The organism is Amycolatopsis sp. La24 (assembly GCF_029087445.1).
Lineage (GTDB): Bacteria > Actinomycetota > Actinomycetes > Mycobacteriales > Pseudonocardiaceae > Amycolatopsis > Amycolatopsis nivea.
The window spans coordinates 1-20,266 of the sequence record NZ_JARACH010000027.1; the positions used below are offsets into that span (position 1 = coordinate 1).

Annotated in this window: 14 protein-coding genes and 1 tRNA gene; 9 read left to right on the forward strand and 6 right to left on the reverse strand. The window is 71.1% G+C overall.

The window, feature by feature from the left end; genetic code table 11:
* Positions 1–961: 961 nt before the first annotated feature.
* The 3 genes from PUT80_RS24330 to PUT80_RS24340 form a co-directional block, all read right to left on the reverse strand.
* Positions 962–1,035, reverse strand: a tRNA-Arg gene (locus PUT80_RS24330).
* 812 nt (positions 1,036–1,847) lie between these two features.
* On the reverse strand, positions 1,848–2,276 hold the full coding sequence (locus PUT80_RS24335; protein ID WP_275293608.1) for a peptidase inhibitor family I36 protein: 429 nt from the start codon (positions 2,274–2,276) through the stop codon (positions 1,848–1,850).
* A gap of 188 nt (positions 2,277–2,464) precedes the next feature.
* On the reverse strand, positions 2,465–3,505 hold the full coding sequence (locus tag PUT80_RS24340) for a LacI family DNA-binding transcriptional regulator (protein WP_275293610.1): 1,041 nt from the start codon (positions 3,503–3,505) through the stop codon (positions 2,465–2,467).
* 156 nt (positions 3,506–3,661) lie between these two features.
* Here PUT80_RS24340 and PUT80_RS24345 point away from each other — a divergent pair, with 156 nt between their 5' ends.
* From PUT80_RS24345 to PUT80_RS24380, 8 genes are all read left to right on the forward strand, one after another.
* The gene (locus tag PUT80_RS24345; protein ID WP_051729016.1) at positions 3,662–5,680 is read left to right on the forward strand and encodes a cytochrome c oxidase assembly protein; all 2,019 of its coding nucleotides are present in this window, start codon (positions 3,662–3,664) and stop codon (positions 5,678–5,680) included.
* 102 nt (positions 5,681–5,782) lie between these two features.
* Entirely contained in the window at positions 5,783–7,459 is a 1,677-nt protein-coding gene (gene ettA, locus PUT80_RS24350) for an energy-dependent translational throttle protein EttA (protein WP_037814074.1), read from the forward strand.
* Between the two features lie 18 nt (positions 7,460–7,477).
* A complete protein-coding gene (locus tag PUT80_RS24355) occupies positions 7,478–10,018 on the forward strand; it encodes a hypothetical protein (RefSeq protein WP_275293612.1) in 2,541 nt (846 codons plus the stop codon).
* 772 nt (positions 10,019–10,790) lie between these two features.
* A complete protein-coding gene (locus tag PUT80_RS24360; RefSeq protein WP_275293613.1) occupies positions 10,791–15,773 on the forward strand; it encodes an NAD-glutamate dehydrogenase in 4,983 nt (1,660 codons plus the stop codon).
* Positions 15,770–16,192, forward strand: coding sequence for a thioesterase family protein (locus PUT80_RS24365; protein ID WP_037814068.1), 423 nt, complete (start codon positions 15,770–15,772; stop codon positions 16,190–16,192). Before PUT80_RS24360 ends, PUT80_RS24365 begins: the two co-directional genes overlap by 4 nt.
* Positions 16,185–16,820, forward strand: a complete 636-nt coding sequence (locus PUT80_RS24370) for a hypothetical protein (RefSeq protein WP_275293614.1) — start codon at positions 16,185–16,187, stop codon at positions 16,818–16,820. The genes PUT80_RS24365 and PUT80_RS24370 overlap by 8 nt, the downstream gene beginning before the upstream one ends.
* A 45-nt stretch (positions 16,821–16,865) precedes the next feature.
* Positions 16,866–17,123, forward strand: coding sequence for a hypothetical protein (locus tag PUT80_RS24375; RefSeq protein ID WP_037814249.1), 258 nt, complete (start codon positions 16,866–16,868; stop codon positions 17,121–17,123).
* Positions 17,124–17,397: 274 nt separating this feature from the next.
* A complete protein-coding gene (locus PUT80_RS24380) occupies positions 17,398–17,844 on the forward strand; it encodes a DUF6292 family protein (protein ID WP_199817689.1) in 447 nt (148 codons plus the stop codon).
* A gap of 83 nt (positions 17,845–17,927) precedes the next feature.
* Here PUT80_RS24380 and PUT80_RS24385 read toward each other — a convergent pair whose 3' ends face one another.
* Positions 17,928–18,824 (reverse strand): fatty acid desaturase, encoded by an 897-nt coding sequence (locus PUT80_RS24385; RefSeq protein WP_043829466.1) that lies wholly within the window; start codon positions 18,822–18,824, stop codon positions 17,928–17,930.
* A 390-nt stretch (positions 18,825–19,214) separates the two neighbouring features.
* Complete coding sequence (locus PUT80_RS24390) at positions 19,215–19,418, reverse strand: cold-shock protein (protein WP_037814060.1); 204 nt, start codon at positions 19,416–19,418, stop codon at positions 19,215–19,217.
* Positions 19,419–19,805: 387 nt separating this feature from the next.
* Between PUT80_RS24390 and PUT80_RS24395 the strand changes: the two genes are divergently transcribed.
* Positions 19,806–19,994, forward strand: a complete 189-nt coding sequence (locus PUT80_RS24395; protein WP_009081303.1) for a hypothetical protein — start codon at positions 19,806–19,808, stop codon at positions 19,992–19,994.
* A 28-nt stretch (positions 19,995–20,022) separates the two neighbouring features.
* On the opposite strand, the gene PUT80_RS24400 is transcribed toward PUT80_RS24395, so the two are convergent.
* The gene (locus PUT80_RS24400) at positions 20,023–20,187 is read right to left on the reverse strand and encodes a hypothetical protein (RefSeq protein WP_158714500.1); all 165 of its coding nucleotides are present in this window, start codon (positions 20,185–20,187) and stop codon (positions 20,023–20,025) included.
* Positions 20,188–20,266 lie beyond the last annotated feature (79 nt).

Genomic DNA, 20,266 nt, shown 5'->3' on the forward strand with positions numbered 1-20,266 from the left:
CACCGACCAGCTCGCCGTCTCGGTCCTGCCGAACATCAGCATGGGTTCGAACAAGAAGGACCCCTGCAGCATCGCGAAGAAGTTCGCCACCGCGATGATCGGACATCTCCAGGGGGCGTCGTGATCGGCACTCGACCTCTGCGCGGGCTCAGGCGGGAAGCTCAGCTTGTCTTGTCCATGTCGTGGCCGGAGGGGATCCAGCGGTTACGCCTTCCGCTCGGCGGCGTCCGGCTTCTGGTTGCCCCGATGCGCTGATTCGACCAGCCCGATTGCCAATCCAGCCCTGTTACGCGCTGGGCGGCTTCGGGTACGAGGAGCGCGGATGCCCGCGTTCGCCTCCGCTGATGCGAGAGCGGGGAAGCTGGCTCTTGTCGTCGGAGCGGGCTGGCCCAATGTGGTTGGCGGCTAGGCGGCTTCGTCCGTTGCGGTGGTCTTTGTGGACGGTCGGTACGACGGCGTTATCGGCTGGCGGGCGCGATCGATGCCGAGGGTGAGTTGCCCGGGTGACCGGCGTAGTCTGGTCGGTTGGTCCGGCACCTCGGCGGCGCGCTGGTTCGCGGCTGGTCGCGGGGTGCTCGCGGTCAGTGATCGTGGGTGACGGGCGAGGTAGTGGAGTTTGCGGAGGTTTCGCTGGACGAGCCCGGCGCGGCGCGCTTCCTCGAAGAGAACTCGGGCTGCTCGGTTCCGCGTTCGCCGGCTGGGACTGGGACGGTCGGACATAGGGGTTCCTGGCGTGGGTGAGCTGGCTGAGGGCAAGATCACGAGTGCGGCTCAACCTGATTGAGGCGTCGTGATGCCGAGTGGCGGCGGGGTGCTTCTGGACGGGCGGGAGTGCCGACTCGGGGCAATGCCTTGCCGGAGACGTCGGATGCGCTTCGACCGCGTCCGGCAAAGGTATGGGCCGGCTGATTTCCGGCCTTCGGCCGGGCCTGGCCAGGGATTCCCCTGACCAGGCCGTTTGTGCCCCCGGCAGGACTCGAACCTGCGACCTAGAGATTAGAAGGCTCTTGCTCTATCCAGCTGAGCTACGAGGGCCCGGGTGGCTGACAGCTGCTGACCTCCAGCATGGGCAGCTTAGTCATCGCCAATCTCTCGATCGTTCGACACCGTCGAATCGTTTCAGCTTCCGTTCGTCGGATTTGCGGGTCTTCGGGGGCGGAATGCCACAGCGTGCGACGGTTCCGGTACGCACTGCGCGGGGGAGCGGCCCGCTGCTGCGGCTGGACTGGGGTTTGTGCAGCTTGTGCACCTGGATCTCCTGAGCGGGGCGGCGGGACGGGGTTCGGGGGCGGGCGGTGCGGCTGGGCAGACTGTGGCGATCTTGTGATGTACGGCGTCTGACCCGAGCGGGGGCGATTGGGCGGTTCGGCGGTTGCGGTGGGGCTCCAGGGTGTTCGAGCGGGGCTGGACCACCTCGGCTCGGCAGGTGGGGGCGCACGAACTCGGGCATCACGTCCGCGCACGTCAGGTCGGTGTGTGAGCTCCTGCCGTCAGGTTCCGCGCGGGGATCCTGGCGTCAGGTCGGAGCGCGAACGTTGCTGCCAGGTCCGGGCGACAGGCGGGTCCTGCTGAGAGCAGCGGCAGCCGCAGAGCACAGCAGACCTGCACCCGAACGGCACCGAACCTCCTGGGCCGCGGTGGAGGACAGGGAGCCTCGCCTCCCGCCCCCGGGTCGGGGGCCGGGAGCGGGAGGCGAGGGGCCCGTGGGCGCGATGGTTCCGGGCTGCGCGCCCACGGGCCTGGGGCCGCTCGGGGGTGCGGCCCCCGGGACAGGCGGCACTAAGGCTGCGAGTCGACTCGGCCTGGAGCTGCCTCGTTCGCCTGGCCCGGTCTCGGGAGGGCGGGGCTTATTCCCACACTTTCAGGGCACGCACCGCGAACGGGGACTGCGGGACGTACGTGCCACCGCCCGGATAGGTGATGAAATCGCCTTCGGTGGAACAGTCCGCTCCTTGGTAGATGGTGACGTCGCGGGTCATCCGGTTGACGAAGGAATGGCCTGAGAATCCCTCGGGCAGGGGAATGCAATCACCCGGATTTGCTGTGCGCAGGTCATAACTCTGCACGCCCCCGGAATAGGTTTCGGTGTCCCACAGGCAGAACTCGCCCGCACCGCAGGCGGGAGCGGGCGGAACGGCCGGGGCGGCTTGGGCCAGGCCGGAAGTGGTCAGGAGACCGGCGGTGACCAGCAGCAATACCCCGGGCAGGCGGGACGCGGCGGCGGGCCGGGAGCGGCGGCCGGGGAACGGCAGGGACGGCAGCAAACGGCGGAACATCGTGGGAACTCCCCCTCAATCGAAGCGATGCCGGGCGAAGGAGCCGGCGGGTATCCCGGGAAACCGGGCATGTCTCCACCTTGGCGGGTTCCCCGCGATTTGTCTGCCCGCATTCCTACGTCTGTGGACAAGTAGTTTCGCGTCACCCGGACGAGACCTAGTTGTCCACAGATCGCCGAGCGGTCTTGCTAAATCGCGGCCGTGCTTTCCCGGACGGCCAGCGAGACCGGTAGCTCGACAGGCGGCGGAACCGGGGCGGCGGCGAGGAGGTCCATCACCAGTTCTCCGGCCACCCGGCCCTTGCCTGCCAGGTCTTGCCGCACGGTGGTGAGGGGTGGTTCAGACCACGCGGCTTGCGGGGTGTCGTCGAAGCCGACGATCGAGATGTCGGCAGGCACCCGCAGGCCCAGCCGGTGGGCGGCGGCGATCGCGGCGAAGGCCAGCTGGTCGGACATGCACAGCAAGGCTGTCGGACGCAGGGAAGCGGTGAGCAGGTCCGTCGCGGCGGCGCGGGCGGTCGAGGCGGAGAGCCAGGGGGCCTCGGTGATGGTGACGTCGGTGATTCCGGCGGCGGCCAGCGTGTCGAGGTATCCGGCGAGGCGTTCGCGGGTGCCGTGGAAAGGGCTGGTCACCGCGGAAAGGCGCGGGGCGGCCAGGATTCCGAAGCGGCGATGCCCTAGCTCCACTAAATGGCGGGCGGCCAACGAAGCGCCGCCGCGGTCGTCGCAGCCGACTCGGGCCGTGTCGGGGAGGGGCGGCTGGTCGATGACCACCAGCGGCAAACCCCGGGTCCGCACGGCTTCCAGCGCGGGAGTGCCGTCGGCGAGGGAGTACGCCACGGCGATATCCGCTTGTGCGGCCAGCACTCGCGACGCGAGCGGGCCTTCCTGGGCCTCGCGGCCGGGCAGCAGCAACAGCGCGTTCCCGGTGGGTTCCACGGTTTTCGCGAGCGCGTCCAGGGTGATCGACAGCGCGGGGTCGGAGAAGGCCGCCGACAGCGACGAATCCAGCAGGAAAGCGATCGCGCCGGTGCGGCTCGTGGCGAGGCTGCGGGCGGTCGGGTTCGGGCCGGGGTAACCGAGTTCACCCGCCACCCGCAGAATCTGCTCCCGCAACTGCGCCGACAGCTGGTCAGGCCGGTTGTAGGCGTTCGACACAGTGGCGCGCGACACCCCGACCGCCTCCGCGACGTCGTCCAGCGTCGGGCGGCGGCGACGGCTGCTGGTCATCGGCGGAGCATAGAGGAAAGCGTTGCCGTGCACCGGATTCCGTCCGGCAACCCGCCTCGACCAGCGCAAACACCGCAAGCGAGCGTTCCGGCGCGAAACCCGGCGAGCGTCCCGCCCCGCGCACCGCCGCGTGCGCGACCGGCCTACTCTCGTACCGTGAGCTCGGAACCTGTGACGAAACCCGCCCCGAACCGCGGCCGCAAGACGAGCGTGCTCCCGCTGCTTTCGGTCGGAGTCGTGCTCGGCGCGGTCGTCGCGGTCGGGCTCGTCGCGCTCACCGGCGGCGCGGGCTACGTCATCGCCGGGCTGCCGGACCCGGGGCTCGTCACCCGTTATGGCGTCACGGTCGTCCGAGTGCTCGCCGAAGCGGCGTCGGTCGTGTGCGTCGGCGGGCTGCTGCTGGCCGCTTTCCTCGTGCCGCCCCAGAAATCCGGCACGCTCGCGCCCGAGGGGTACGCCGCGGTCCGCACCGCCGGGATCGCCGCGTGGGTATGGTTCGCCGCCTCGATCCTGTCCGTCGCCTTCACTGCCGCGGACAGCGCGGGCAAGCCGTTCGGCGACGTCCTGTCCCCGGACACCCTGCTGAGCCTCGTCGGCGCGATCGAACAGCCCAAGGCGTGGCTGTGGACGGCGCTGATCGCGATCCTGCTCGCCCTCGGCTGCCGCCTGGTGCTCAGCTGGGGCTGGACGGCGGTGCTGTTCTTCCTGTCCGTCGCCGGGCTCGTCCCGGTCGCGGTCACCGGGCACTCGGCCAGCGGCGGCTCGCACGACCTGGCCACCAACAGCCTCCTGTTCCACCTCGTCGCGGCCGCGCTGTGGGTCGGCGGGCTGCTCGCCGTGCTCGCGCTCGGCTGGCGCCGCGGCAGGAACCTCAGCCTCGCCGCGCAGCGGTTCTCCAAGCTCGCGCTGGTCTGCTGGGTCGTGATGGCGGTGTCCGGCATCGTCAACGCGCTGGTCCGGATCAACCTCGGCGACCTCTTCACCACCGACTACGGCCTGCTCGTCGTCGCCAAGATCGTCGCGCTGCTGCTGCTCGGCGTCTTCGGCCAGCAGCAGCGCAGCCGCGGCGTGGCCAACCTCGTCGACGGCAAGGGCGGCAGCCAGTTGCTGCGGCTCGCCGCCGTCGAGGTGCTGATCATGTTCGTCACCATCGGCATCGCCTCCGGCCTCGCCCGCACGCCGCCGCCGGCCGACGCGGTCACCCAGCCGGGCACTGTCGAACTCCTCATCGGCTACGACCTCCAGGGCCCGCCGACGTTCTGGCGGCTGCTCACCGACTGGCGGTTCGACCTGATCTACGGCACCCTCGCGATCGTTCTCGCCGGGCTCTACCTGGCCGGCGTGCGGCGGCTGCGCAAGCGCGGCGACACCTGGCCGGTCGGCCGGACCGTCGCGTGGCTCGCCGGCTGCCTGGTGATCCTGCTGGCCACCTCGTCGGGCATCGGCCGGTACGCGCCCGCGATGTTCAGCGTGCACATGGGCACGCACATGCTGATGTCGATGGTCGCGCCGGTCCTGCTGGTGCTCGGCGGTCCGGTCACGCTCGCCCTGCGCGCGCTCCCGCCGGCCGGCCGCGAAGCCCCTCCCGGACCGCGCGAATGGCTGCTGGCCGCCGTCCATTCGCCGGTTTCGCGGTTCCTGACCAACCCGATCGTCGCCCTGCTGCTCTTCGTCGGGTCGTTCTACGCGCTGTACTTCTCCGGCCTCTTCGACAGCGCGCTCAACTACCACTGGGCGCACCTGGCGATGAACGCGCACTTCCTGCTCGTCGGCTACGTCTTCTACTGGCCGGTGATCGGCGTCGACCCTTCGCCGCGGCGGCTGCCGCCGATCGGGAAGCTCGGGATGATGTTCGGCGCCATGCCGTTCCACGCGTTCTTCGGCGTGATCCTGATGAACATGCAGACCGTGATCGGCCGCGAGTTCTACACGGCGCTGAAGCTGCCGTGGGTCGGCGACCTGCTGACCGACCAGCGCCTCGGCGGCGGCATCGCGTGGGCTTCGGGCGAGGTGCCGGTGCTGCTCGTGCTGATCGCGCTGCTGGTGCAGTGGGCCCGCCAGGACGAGCGCGAGGCGAAGCGGCGCGACCGGCGCGAGGAGACCACCGGCGGCGAAGAACTCGCCGCCTACAACGCGATGCTGAAGAACCTCGCCGAGGGCAAACGGGCGGAATGACTCCCCGGATTTGATATCGCCGGAGTGAGGACGACCTGACCCTCGGTAGCGCGGTGGTAACCGCCGTCAGGCCGCCGGAGGAGCCACTCTACGATCGGTGGCATGGCCGAGTTCATCTACACCATGAAGAAGGTGCGCAAGACCGTCGGGGACAAGGTGATCCTCGACGACGTGAGCACCGCGTTCTACCCCGGAGCCAAGATCGGCGTCGTGGGCCCGAACGGCGCCGGCAAGTCGACCGTTCTCAAGATCATGGCGGGGATCGAGCAGGCCAGCAACGGCGAGGCTTTCCTGCAGCCGGGCGCGAGCGTCGGCATCCTCATGCAGGAGCCGGAGCTGAACGAGGAGAAGACCGTCCGGCAGAACGTCGAGGAGGGCCTCGGCGAGACCAAGCAGAAGCTCGACCGCTACAACGAGATCGCCGAGCTGATGGCGACCGACTACAGCGACGCGCTGATGGAGGAGATGGGCCAGCTCCAGGAGGAGCTGGACCACGCCGACGCGTGGGAGCTCGACTCGACCGTCGAGCAGGCGATGGACGCGCTGCGCTGCCCGCCGCCGGACGAGCCGGTCACCCACCTCTCCGGCGGCGAGCGCCGCCGCGTCGCGCTGTGCAAGCTGCTGCTCTCCGCGCCCGACCTGCTGCTGCTCGACGAGCCCACCAACCACCTGGACGCCGAAAGCGTGCTGTGGCTGGAGCAGTTCCTGGCCACCTACAAGGGCGCCGTCCTCGCCGTCACCCACGACCGGTACTTCCTGGACAACGTCGCCGAGTGGATCATGGAGCTCGACCGCGGCCGCGTCGTCGGCTACGAGGGCAACTACTCCACCTACCTGGAGAAGAAGCGCGAGCGGCTCGAGGTCCAGGGCAAGAAGGACGCCAAGCTGGCCAAGCGGCTCAAGAGCGAGCTGGAATGGGTGCGGTCCAACGCCAAGGCGCGCCAGACCAAGTCCCGTTCCCGGCTCGACCGCTACGAGGAGATGGCCGCGGAGGCGGACAAGCACCGCAAGCTCGACTTCGAGGAGATCCAGATCCCGCCGGGCCCGCGGCTGGGCAGCGTCGTGGTCGAGGTCGAGAAGCTGCGCAAGGGCTTCGACGACCGGGTCCTCATCGACGGGCTCTCCTTCGACCTGCCGCGCAACGGCATCGTCGGCGTGATCGGCCCGAACGGCGTCGGCAAGACCACCCTGTTCAAGACCATCGTCGGGCTCGAGGAGCCGGACGGCGGCTCGGTCAAGATCGGCGAGACGGTCAAACTGTCCTATGTGGACCAGAGCCGCGGCGGGATCGACCCGAAGAAGACCGTGTGGGAGGTCGTGTCGGACAAGCTCGACTACATCCACGTCGGGCAGACCGAAATGCCCTCGCGCGCTTACGTGAGCGCGTTCGGCTTCAAGGGCCCGGACCAGCAGAAGCCGGCCGGCGTGCTGTCCGGCGGCGAGCGCAACCGGCTCAACCTCGCGCTGACGCTCAAAGAGGGCGGGAACCTGATCCTGCTGGACGAGCCGACGAACGACCTGGACGTCGAAACGCTGGGCTCGCTGGAGAACGCGCTCGAGCAGTTCCCCGGCTGCGCCGTCGTGATCTCCCACGACCGGTGGTTCCTCGACCGGGTCGCGACGCACATCCTCGCCTGGGAAGGCACCGACGAGGACCCGGCGAAGTGGTTCTGGTTCGAGGGCAACTTCGAGGGCTACGAGAAGAACAAGGTCGAGCGCCTCGGCGCCGAAGCGGCTCGTCCGCACCGGGTCACCCACCGCAAGTTGAAGCGCGACTGACCGGCGCGGGGGTCCCGAGTGGAAACCAGCAGGCACAACCGGCCCAGCCCGTTCGCGACCGCGGACGGGCGGCCCGCCGTTGCCAGTGGCGGGACCCTCGCCGACCTCGGTCGGCTCATCGACCGGGCGGAATCGCTCCGCTTCCGGGCGCCCGAGCTTTCGCTGGTCCTCGGCGAACGCTCGGCCGCGCTCGCGGAGGCGGCGGGCGCGGACGGGCACTGGATCCGGGCGGAAGCGCTCGTGGTGTCCGCGCGCGTGCGGACCGGGGCGCGGACGTCCACGGTCGGCCGCGCGGTCGCGGCTTTGCGCGCGGCCGAGCACGCCGGATACGCCACGACGGCGGCGCGGCTGCGCGTCGACCTCGCGGTGTGCTCGCGCAGCCTCGGCGTTCCGCTGATGGGGCTGGCCGCGCTGCGGCCGGTGCTGTCCGAGGACGTGCCGCCGTCGCTGCGCGCGGAAGCGCTGTGCCATCTCGTCGGGTGCCTCGCCCCGTTCGGCCGCAAGGCGGAACTGGACCGCGTGCTCGTCGAGGCGGACCGGCTGCTGGTGGCCGACGATTCGCTCGACGCGGACGACCGGCTGCTGATGCGGGCGTTGCTGCGCAACGGGACCGCGGCGCACCGGCGCCGGCACGGCGACCTCACCGCGGCCGCGGACGCCGCGCGGACCGGGCTCGGGTTCCTGGAGAAGATGGACCGGCCCGGCGACGACGGCGGTCTCGTCCGGATCCGGCTCGTGCTGCAGCTGGTCAGCACGCTGCTCGACCGCGGCGACGCGGACATGGCTTACGACATCGCCGAACCCGTGCTGCGGGAGCCGGTCCGGGCCGCCGGGGTCGCGCCCGCGGCGTGGCTGCGGCTGGCGGTGGCGACGCGCATTCATCTGCCTTCCGGCGCCGGTGACGCCGCCGCCGAGCTGGTGGGGGAGGCCGTCGCGGCCACCGACCGGCACGGGCTCGCGGCGGTCACCGCGCGGCTGTGGCTGGAACTGGCGCAGATCGAGGAACGGTTCGGCAGCGCGGAAGAGGCCATCGGATGCCTGCACCGCGCGCGGGCCGCGGAACACGTGCACGCGCGGGCCCGGCGCCAGGCGTGCGGGCTGATCGCGGGCGAGCTGGGCGCCGAGTCGGTCGCGTCGATGGACCTCGACGACGTCCTCGCCGCATCCGCCCCGCGCGACGGCCGCCCGGTGTCGATGGAGGTCGAGCCGAGGGTCGCGGCCGAGGAGACCTCGGTGATGCCGGCGATCCGGGACGTCCCCGCCGAGCGGCCGGACCCGGTCGCGGCTCCGTTGCCGGTCGTTCCGGCGCAGGTCGAGGTGCCCGCGGCGCCGGTTTCGGCCGCGGCGTGGGTCGAGGCGGCGGAGAAGAAGCCGGCGTGGTCGTTCCGGCGGGCCGCGGCGGAGACGGAGGTCGAGCAGACCTCGGTGCTCCCGGCGATCCGGGAAGAGGCCGAGGAGGCTCCGCGGACCGGCGGACGGCGGCGGGCCGAGGACCGCAAGTCGCCGGTGCTGCCGGGATGGGCGCGGCCGTTCGGGCGGAAGAGCGCCGACGCGCCCGCGCCGCGGAAGCGGGCGGCTGCGGAGCCGGTCAGCCGGACGGAGGCTTCGCGAGCGGCGTCGGGACGTCCGGCGCAGGTCGCCGAGAGCGCTGGGGCACGGCCTGCCGAGGTCGCTGAGGCCACGCCGGGTCGTCGCCGGGCGGAGACGGCGCAGCCTGCCGAGGAAACGGCGGTGCGCTGGCCGGAGAAGCCGCCTGCCGCGCGTCGGTCGGCGGAGGACGCGCCCGCTCGTCGGGAAGAGAAGACGAAGTCCGAGGAGCCGGTGCGGGCGGCTGCTGAAACGCGGCCCGAGACTCCTCGGCGCGCGGCGGAAGCGCAGGCTCCGGCCGAGGAGGCGCCGCGGTTCTCGCTGCGGATGCCGGATCTGTCGGACATCCTGCCGGAGCTTCCGCTCGCCCCGGCTCCCGCGGACGAGCCCGCCGCGCCGTTGTGGGAAAGCGCCGAGTGGGCCAAGGAGGAAGCGGCCCGCCGCGACACCCGCGGCCGCAAGACCCGGCACGACGCCGAACACGGCTCGGTCGCCGCGAAGTCCGTGCTGGACCGGCTGGGCATCACCGCGAGCGGCGGAGGCGGCGGACGGCGCCGGGCCGACGAGCCCGGACGTTCCGAATCCGCCGAGGCGGAACCGGAACCCGCGGCGAAGGACAAGGCGAAGGACAAGCCGGAGCTGGCCCCCGCGCCGCGTCCGGAGGAACCGGAGCCTGCCGAGGAGCCCTGGCTGCCGCGGCTGCGGATGCCGCCGGCGCTGGACCCGCTGTCCGACATCGACGCGTGGACGCCGTCGGAGCAGCCGTTCCCGGAGGGCTACGCGCGAGCCATCGCGGAGGACGAACCGCCGCCGGACGCCGGACTCGCCGAACTGCTCGCCCGCGCCCTCGCCGAACACCAGGCGGGCACCGCGAGCGCGGCCGCGCTGGTGAAACGCCTCGGCCCGAACGACGAGCCGAAGCCGATCAACGGCCGCGCGACCGCGGACCGCCACCGCAACAACGGCGACTGACGCGCGCCGGAAAGTTCTTGCACCGCACGGGAAACGCTGGCCCGGCCGGGCAGATTCCGCAGCGGGACAACGATTCACGCGGACGCGACCTCGAGTGGTCCGTGAAGGACTCCTTGGGGGAATCAGATTCCCTCAAGGAGTCTTTCACGGACCGCTGCGGGAGGGCAGCCTGCTGGCGGAAAACCTCGCCGACGCGGAGAATCCCGCGGCTTCGGCATCGAGAGGTACGTGAGGGCCACCCTCACGTACCTCTGCGGGAGTGCACCGCGCCGGAGCGGAAGATCGTCCCGTTTCCGCGCTGCGCCAAGCGGTTTTCCCACTCACTGGTTGGACGCGCCGCGACGAAGCAGCACAAGCCACTCCGTCCGCCGATCTGCGGACACCTCGCGGGCGCCTCATCCTGAAACCCCGGCTCCCTCCGCAGCAACGGAAGAATTAGCCCGTACGGGTGGGAATTCTCGCAGGGGAGGGACGCAACCTTTTCCGTTCCCGCCGCGGGCGATACAGCCACTGAACCGATCCCGAAGCGGCCGCCGCGGCCGCGAAACCGGCGCTCCGGCCTCGTGCCAAGCCTTTTGCCGGAAACCGCCCGTGCCGAACCCGCCGGTAGCTGAACCGATCCCGCGCGAGCGCGGCGCCGGGGACCCCTGAAACGAACCTTAAGTCTTTCCCCGCCGCGCACAGGGGCGTCTCCGGGCGGATTAGGGTGAGGGATGTCCGGCACGTTGTGGTGACGGACGCATCTCGGTCTCGCATACTGGAGAGTTGCTCAATGAGCTCGACGGGAGTTTCGTCCCCGCCCGATGTCGGCACCGAAGCCGGCGCCGCCCGCCGCACGACAGCCAGCCCGGAGCAGATCCGGGACGAGCTGATCGACACCGCCGCGGCGCAGGCGCCGGAGATCGCGGACCTGATCCGCTTGTACTACCGGCACATCCCGGCCGACGAGATCGTCGGCGACGATCCGGTAGCGCTCGTCGGCGCGGTGCGGTCGCACCTGCAGCTGGCGAAGCAGCGCATACCCGGGCGCCCGGCGGTCCGGCTGCTGAACCCGACCACCGCCGAGGACGGCTGGACGCGCGACGCGACCGTCGTGCAGGTCGTCACCGACGACATGCCCTACCTCGTGGACAGCGTCACCGCGGAGTTCGCCCGCGACGGCGTGCAGGTGCAGCGCATCGTGCACCCGATCGTCGTGGTGAGCCGCGGCCTGACCGGCGAGCTGGAGGGCCTGCACCTCGACGCCGACCCGGCCGATCCGCCGGCTGGCGCGTCCGCGGAATCGTGGATGCTGGTGGAGATCGACCTCGTCACCGACCCGCAGCGGGCGCGCGAGCTGGACAACCGGCTGACGTCGGTGCTCGGCGACGTGCGCGAGGTCGTCGAGGACGCCGAGAAGATGGCGCAGACGGCCTGCTCGCTCGCGGAAACGCTGGAGCAGCACCCGCCGAAGCTGCCCAGCGACGACGAGGTCACCGAGGGCGCGCGCCTGCTGCGCTGGCTCGCCGACGGCCACTTCACCTTCCTCGGCTACCGCAAGTACGAGCTGGTCGACAGCCCGCAGCCGGACAGCGACGAGCCCGCCCTGCGCGCGGTTCTCGCGTCCGGGCTGGGCGTGCTGCGCCAGGACAGCCTCGCCGCGCGCAGCCTCACCGCAGGCCCGGACAGCTCGGTCGACGCGCTCGCGCCGTCGCTGCTCGTGCTCACCCAGGCGAGCGCGCCGAGCACGGTGCACCGTCCGGTTTATCCGTATTACGTCGGCGTGAAGACGTTCGACGAGCACGGCAAGGTCTCCGGCGAGCACCGCTTCCTCGGCATGTTCACCACCACCGCGCTGCACGAGAACGTGCTCGACATCCCGGTGGTCGGCCAGCGCGTGCGCGAGGTGATCCACCGCGCCGGGTTCCCGATGGAGTCGTTCTCCGGCCAGCGGATGCTGGAGGTCCTGCAGAACTGGCCGCGCGCGGACCTGTTCTCCGCGGACACCGATTCGCTCTTCTACACCACCACCGGCGCGATCACCCTGTCCGACCGCCGCCGGCTGCGGCTGTTCCTGCGCCGCGACCCGTACGGCCGCTTCTACTCCTGCCTCGTCTACCTCCCGCGCGACCGCTACACCACGCGCTCGCGGCTGGCGATGCAGGAAGTGCTGCTGGAAGAACTCGAAGGCACGCAGCTGGAGTACAGCGCGCGCGTCGGCGAAACGCTGCTGGCCCAGGTGCATTTCATGGTGCACACCGACCCGTCGAACGCCCTCGAGCCGGACACGCTGCGGATCCAGGAACGCCTGAACACCGTCGTGCGCAGCTGGGACGACCGGCTGGTCGAGGCGATCATCGCCGAACGCCGCGAGCGCGTCGGCGACGGCGGCCCGATCGGGATGATGGGCGAGGAGTCCGCGGTCGACCGGGGCCAGCGCTTCGGCGCGGTGTTCCCCGAGGCGTACAAGGAAGACTTCACCGCCGAGGACGCGCTGGCCGACCTGGCCAAGCTCGACACCCTCGCGGACGAGGGCGACCTCGCGCTGTCGTTCTACCTGCCCGCCGACGCCGAACCCGGCGAGCGGCGGTTCAAGCTCTACCTGCGCGGCGAGGGCGTCACCCTGTCCAAGGTGCTGCCGGTGCTGCAGGCGATGGGCGTCGAGGTGGTGGACGAGCGGCCGTACGAGCTGTTCCGCGAGGACGGCGGGGCCAGCTGGATCTACGACTTCGGCCTGCGCGTCGACAAGAAGGGCCTCGAGGAAGCCGACGAGGCGGCGGCGGTCGAGGTGCGCGAGCGGTTCCAGGACGCGTTCCACGCGGCGTGGCGCGGCGACGCCGAGGTCGACGGCCTCAACGGGCTCGTCCTGCGCGCCGGGCTCACCTGGCGCCAGGCCGCGGTGCTGCGGGCGTACTCGCGTTACCTGCAGCAGGCGCGCAGCCCGTTCTCCCAGTCCTACATCCAGAACACGGTCGTCAAGCACACCGAGGTCGCGACGAAACTGGTGCGGCTCTTCGAAACCCGCTGCGACCCGCAACTGTCCGATGTGGACCGGAAGACGCACGAGGAATCGCTGACCGCCGAGATCTCCTCGATGGTCGACGAGGTCACGAGCCTCGACGAGGACCGGATCCTGCGCCGGATGCTCGCGGTCATCAACGCGACCCTGCGCACGAACTACCACGTGCGCGACGCCGACGGGAACCCGCGGCCGTACCTGGCGCTCAAGCTCGACCCGAGCGGCGTGCCGGAGCTGCCCGAGCCGCACCCGAAGTACGAGATCTTCGTGTACTCGCCGCGCGTCGAGGGCGTGCACCTGCGGTTCGGCGAGGTCGCCCGCGGCGGCCTGCGCTGGTCGGACCGGCAGGAGGACTTCCGCACCGAGATCCTGGGCCTGGTGAAGGCGCAGGCGGTGAAGAACGCGGTGATCGTGCCGGTCGGCGCGAAGGGCGGCTTCGTGGTGAAGCGCCCGCCGCGGCCCACCGGCGACGCCGGGGTCGACCGCGACGCCCAGCTCGCCGAGGGCATCTCCTGCTACCGGATGTTCATCTCCGGCCTGCTGGACCTCACCGACAACCGCGTCGAGGGCGAGACCGTGCCCGCCCCGAACGTGGTGCGCCACGACGCCGACGACAGCTACCTGGTCGTCGCGGCGGACAAGGGCACCGCGAAGTTCTCCGACATCGCCAACGAAGTCTCGGCGCAGTACGGCTTCTGGCTCGGCGACGCGTTCGCCTCCGGCGGTTCGGTCGGCTACGACCACAAGGCCATGGGCATCACCGCCAAGGGCGCGTGGGAAAGCGTGAAGCGGCACTTCCGCGAGCTGGGCAAGGACACCCAGACCGAGGACTTCACGGTCGTCGGCATCGGCGACATGATGGGCGACGTCTTCGGCAACGGGATGCTGCTGTCCGAGCACATCCGGCTGGTCGCGGCGTTCAACCACATGCACGTCTTCCTCGACCCGAACCCGGACGCCGCGTCGTCCTACGCGGAGCGGCGGCGGCTGTTCGACCTGCCGCGCAGTTCGTGGGACGACTACGACCGTTCGCTGATCAGCGAGGGCGGCGGGATCTACCCGCGGTCGGCCAAGACCATCCCGATCACTCCGCAGGTCCGCGAGGCGCTCGGCCTCGACGAGGGCGTCACGAAGCTCGCGCCGATGGACCTGATCCAGGCGATCCTGCTGGCCCCGGTCGAACTGCTGTGGAACGGCGGCATCGGCACCTACGTCAAGGCCGAGAGCGAAAGCCAGGCCGCGGCGGGCGACAAGGCCAACGACGCGATCCGCGTCAACGGCAACCAGCTGCGCGTGAAGGTCGTCGGCGAGGGCGGCAACCTGGGCCTGACCCAGCTCGGCCGCATCGAATTCGCCCGCGCCGGCGGCAAGATCAACACCGACGCGCTCGACAACTCGGCCGGCGTCGACTGCTCCGACCACGAGGTCAACATCAAGATCCTGCTGGACCACCTGGTGGCGGGCGGCGAGCTGGAGCACGCGCGGCGCAACGAGCTGCTCGGCGAGATGACCGACGAGGTCGGCTCGCTCGTGCTCGCGGACAACTACCGGCAGAACGCGGTGCTCGGCGTCAGCCGGGCGCACGCCGGGCCGATGGTGTCGGTGCACGCGCGGCAGGTGTCCGCGCTGGTCGCGAAGGGCGCGTTCGACCGCAAGCTGGAGGCGCTGCCGACCCCGTCGCAGTTCCGCGCGCTGGAGAAGGCGGGCGAGGGCCTGACCTCGCCGGAGCTGGCGACGCTGCTCGCGCACGTGAAGCTCGACCTCAAGGACGAGCTGCTCGCCTCCGACCTGCCCGAGTCCGAGGTGTTCACCCGCAGGCTGCCGGAGTACTTCCCGGCCCCGCTGCGGGAGCGGTTCGCCGCGGCGATCGCGCAGCACCCGCTGCGCCGCCAGATCATCACCACGCTCATCACCAACGAGCTGGTCGACGGCGGCGGCATCTCGTTCGTCTACCGCCTCATGGAGGAGATGAACGCGACCGCCACCGACGCGGTGCGCGCGTACGCGGTGGTCACGCACGTCTACGACCTGCCGAAGCTGTGGGCCGAGATCGACGCGCTGGACAACGTGGTGCCGACCGAAGTCGCGGACGGGATGGTGCTGGAGACGCGGCGGCTGCTCGACCGGGCCGCGCGCTGGTTCCTCACCAACCGCCCGCAGCCGCTCGCGCCGCTGGCCGAGATCAACCGGTTCGGCCCGGTGCTCGCGGAACTCGGCCCGAAGCTCGGCGAGCTGCTGCGCGGGCGCGAGCTGGAGTCGGTGGAGCAGGACGCGGCCGCGCTGGTCGACCAGGGCGTGCCCGCCGACCTCGCCCGCCGGGTGGCGCTGCTGCTGCACAGCTACGGCCTGCTCGACGTGGTCGAGGTGGCGGAGCTGGCCGAGCAGCAGGTCGGGCTCGACGCGACGCACACCCCGGCGGACACCGCCGAGCTGTACTACGCGCTGTCGGACCACCTGGACATCGACAAGATGCTCACCGAGATCAGCGCGCTGGAACGCGGCAACCGCTGGCACGCCCTCGCCCGGCTCTCGCTGCGCGACGACGTGTACGGTTCCCTGCGCGCGATCGCGCTCGACGCACTGCGGCACAGCGACCAGGACCTGTCCGTCGACGAGCAGATCGAGCAATGGGAGAAGGCCAACGCGTCGCGGCTTTCGCGGGCGCGCGTGGCGCTGGACGAGATCACCCGTTCCGGGCGGCTCGACCTCGCGACGCTGTCCGTGGCCGCGCGCCAGATCCGGAGCACGGTGCGGTGACATTCGTTTCCCACGTCCAGCCGCGATGGTCGGACATGGACGTGTACGGGCACGTCAACCACGCGAACGTGGTGACGCTGCTCGAAGAGGCCCGGGTGCCCGTGCTGTTCGGCGAAGCCGAGCGCGCGGGGCTCACCGAACTGCCGAAGGGCGTCGTGGTCGTGAAGCTCGGGGTGCACTACCGCGCGCCGATCGTCGCGGCGCCCGGCCGCTCGGTGCGCGTGGAGATCACGCTCACCGAGCTGAAGGCCTCGACGGTGACGCTCGGGTACGTCGTGCGGACCGGTCCGGACGCGACCGATCCGGTCGCGGTCACCGCCGAGACCGTGCTGGCCCCGTACGACACGGCCAACCTCCGGCCGCGCCGGCTCAGCGACGAGGAATCCGAATTCCTCAAGCGGGTGCTGGCCGATGCCTGAGCTGCGGATTCCCGATCCGGGCGACCGGGAGACGCTCAGCGCGTTCGTGGCCCGCGCGGTGCGGCTAGACGGCACGACCGCCGTCCGGCTTCGCCGCCGGGGCGACGACGTCGTCGAGGCGTGGACGGCCACGCCGTTCGAGGTCCTCGCGACCCGTGCGGTGGCGGGGACGGTGACGCCGTCGGACGTCACGGTGTCCGGCAACGAACTGCTCGCGGCGCTCGCCGTCGCGGGCGGCGAGGTGATGGACCCGGGACCGGCGCGCGACCTGCTGTGGCACGCCGAACTGCCGGTGTCCGACCGGTGGCAGAAGGTCGACGAGCTGCCGGTCGGCGTGGTGTCGGACCTGGCCGACCGCGGCGTCGCGCTCGCCCGCGACAACGCCGGGCCGCACGGCACGCCGCCCGCCTCGCTGATGGACCAGGCGGTGCTGACCGTCACCGGGGGAGACCTCGAGGTCAAGGTCCAGATGCGGTGCCTGTTCGCGCTGTCCGGGATGGGGTTGTTCGATTCGTCGATCGACGGCGACGTGGTCCGGGTGACCGCGACTGATTCGTGGCTGCGCCTCGATGCCCGTTACGGTGCGGTGCTGAAGCGGCGCCAAGCGTTGCTGCCGCTGCTGTTCTGACGATTCTGCTGGCGGGAGCCGTCCGGCGATGTCATCGTGAACCGCATGACCGAACCGGACGGCGACCCGACCGCGGACTTCCTCGCCGAGGTCCGGCCCGAGGAGACGCCGTGGCGCACCGACCGGCCCGCGGACGCCGATCCCGCGCCGGAAGCCGAACCCGCGCCAGGGCGTGCGCGGTCGGTGGTGCGCGCGGTCGGCGAGGCCGCACCGTACGTCCAGGCGGGGTTGTTCGCCGCGTGGGTGGCGACGTCGATCGCGGAGTCGGCCGACGGCGGCGATTTCGGCGGCCAATCGGGCTGAACCCGGCTGTCCTCAGTGGACAGTGTGCCGGGCCGATCGCCACGTCGAGCAAGGATTTCGCCTGCGGACGCGGCCGATCGAGCGATTTCCGCGGCGGCCAGACGGGTTGATCTCGGCTGCGGGCTTGTCCCAGCGGGTAGAGTCGGAGTCCGGTCCAGCTGCCGGATGCCCGATCCGGTGCGACCCCGATCATCGCGACCGCCGGCCTTCGCGCGAGGCGAAACCCCGGTTCGCTTGCTGCGCGAAGCGGAAGCGGCGGCGGAAGAGGAGACCCATGCTCCTGTCCGGTCCGGAACGCCCGATGTCCCTGCCCACCGCCGACGATCCGCAGGTCCTGCGGCAGGCGCTGGCCGCGTACGTGCGCGAGGTCGCCGCCGCGGTCGGAGTGTCGGTGGAGTGCACGTCGTGCGAGGTCACCGACACGATCACCGCGTACGTCGCGCTGAGCGGCCGGTCCCCGCGTTTCCCCGGCCGGGATCTGATGCTGTTGTGGACCATGCGGCAGGGCTGGTCGGTGGCGGTGGAGACGACGCCCGCCGAATCCCCGCAGCCGGTGGCCCAGCTGGGCGGCGACGTCACGCCCGCGCCGGAACGGGTGCGGCGGTTCGTCGCGGAGGTCGTGAGCTCGGCCGAAACGGCCGGGAAGCCGGGGCCGGTGCTGGCGGTGTCCAGCCACGGCGACCTGCGGACCCGGCTCGAAGAGCGAGTCCGCAGGTCCTGACTGGCCCGCGACGCGAAGATCAGCGGTCCGTGAGGGAATCGGATCCGTCCGGGTTCCCCTCACGGACCACAAGAGACGGACGCTCAGGCAGCCTTGAGCTTGCGGGCGAGGCGTTCGGGTCGGGGCCAGCGCACGTGCGAGGCCCAGCGGAACTTCTCGAACATCCAGATCAGCCGCGCGGAGATGTCGAGCTGGCCGCGGCCGACGCCGTGCCGGGCCCCGGTCGGGTCGGCGTGGTGGGAGTTGTGCCAGGACTCGCCGAAGGACGCGATCGCCAGCGGCCAGAAGTTCGCCGACCGGTCGCGGGCCTCGAACGGGCGCTCGCCGATCAGGTGGCACAGCGAGTTGACCGACCAGGTCACGTGGTGCAGCGCGGCGACCCGGACCAGCCCGGCCCAGAAGAACGCGGTGAGCGCGCCCCACCAGGTCATCGTGATGAGGCCGCCCAGCAGCGCGGGACCCAGCAGCGTCGCGACGGTCAGCACCGGGAAGAGCCGGTCGATCCGCTTCAGGTCGGCGTCGTCGAGCAGGTCGGGGGCGAAGCGGCGCGGGTTGGTCCGGTCGCGGCCGAACAGCCAGCCCATGTGCGCGTGCCAGAAGCCCTTCGCGAGCGCGGCGGGCGACGTGCCGAAGCGCCACGGCGAATGCGGGTCGCCGTCGCGGTCGGAGTAGGCGTGGTGGCGGCGGTGGTCGGCGACCCAGTCGATCACCGGTCCCTGCATGGCCATGCTGCCCGCGACGGCGAGCGCGATCCGCAGCCCGCGGCGGGCGCGGAACGCGCCGTGGGTGAAGTACCGGTGGAAGCCGACGGTGATGCCGAGGCCGCTGACGCAGTAGAACGCGGCGGCGAGGCCGACGTCGAGCCAGCTCAGCCCCCAGCCCCAGGCGAGCGGGACCGCGACGGCGACGGCGAGAAGGGGGACGACCGCGAAGAGCTTCACCAGGAAGGCCTCGGTGCCGGTCTTGTGGCCGGCGAGCATGGGCTGCGGCGATTTCGGGGGACGCTGGACGGTGCTCTGGGTGTCGATGGGTAACGCTCCTACTCGAGCTGGTCCGGCCGCCGCGCTCTGCGGGGCCGAGGCCGATGCCGCGGCGCGGACCAGGCGGAAGGGGGCCGCCTCGGGGGTGCGCCGTGCGTTGCGTACTGGCCAGGCAGGGGAGGGCCTCGAGGCCAGTCGCGACCTGCCCTGGTCAACGGGTGATCTCGCGTCCGGGTTCCCGGAACGCGGAAGACCTTGTGCGGCCGGGAAAACTCACCGGGCTGCACCGGGGTGCCGAGCTGTTTCGGCTGCCGTGGGCGGAAAAGTCCGCTTCGGCGCGGGTCCCCCGGTGCGGAAAGCCTTCCGCACCAGGGGAAACACCGGGGAAACTCAGATGGCGCGAACGCCAGTGGCCTGCGGGCCCTTCTGGCCCTGGCCGACCTCGAACTCCACGCGCGCGTTCTCCTCAAGGCTGCGGAACCCGTTGCCCTGGATCTCGGAGTAGTGCACGAAGACGTCGGCGCTGCCGTCGTCCGGGCTGATGAACCCGAAGCCCTTTTCGGCGTTGAACCACTTCACGGTGCCTTGCGTCATAAAAACGATCTCCATCGGACTCACAACAGATGCCACCTCGGCATCCGGGCCTGGCAACCGACGGTGTGCCTTCCGAAAAGAGAAACACCACGCCCGCTACATCTTGCGAGCGTGGCTGCGGGACGTACCCACCGCACGAACACAAAACACGACCGTCTTCAGTAAAGCACGCCCGGGCCGGTCTCACCAGGGCCGTCGCCCGAAGGGTCCACTGTGGACGTCGCGATGCGCGCGGCGGGGACGGCTCGCGGGCAGGTCGGAGGCGGGGAGTAGCGTCAGCACCGTCGAGAAGTCTCATCGTGCGCCGGCGTTCGAGCCGGCGTCGTCCCCGGCGGGCCCGCCCCCGCGGTGCCGCCGGTGGCCCCTTCCACCTCGACGAGGAGCGACATGCGCTCGGAACGACGTCCGCTGTCCGCCGAAACCAGTGAATTCGCCCGTGCCCGGGTGTCCGCCGAACAGGACCTGCGCGTCCAGCAGGAGCACGCCGCCCGCACCGTCGCGGGGCACGCGCACGATGTCGATGACCTGCGGGGATTGCTCGCGATGCTCGGTCTGGAGGCGGGTGCTCGCGTCTGACCTGACCGGGGCGGCCGCCGGGTTCGGGCTATCCGAGCCAGGCGGCTGAATCCGGGGCGAGTCTGCCGTCGATCAGCGGGCTGCTGGTGAGCAGCACCTCTCCCGGCGGGAGGGCGATCGAGCTGGCCGAGGTGTTCAGCGCGCAGATCAGCCCGCCCCGGCCGAACAGGATCTGGGCGTCCCTCAGGAGCACCTTGCCCGCCCTGCCGAGATGCCGATGACCTGTGGGGATTGCTCGACTTGCTCGGGCTGGACGCGGGTGCGCGTCTGAC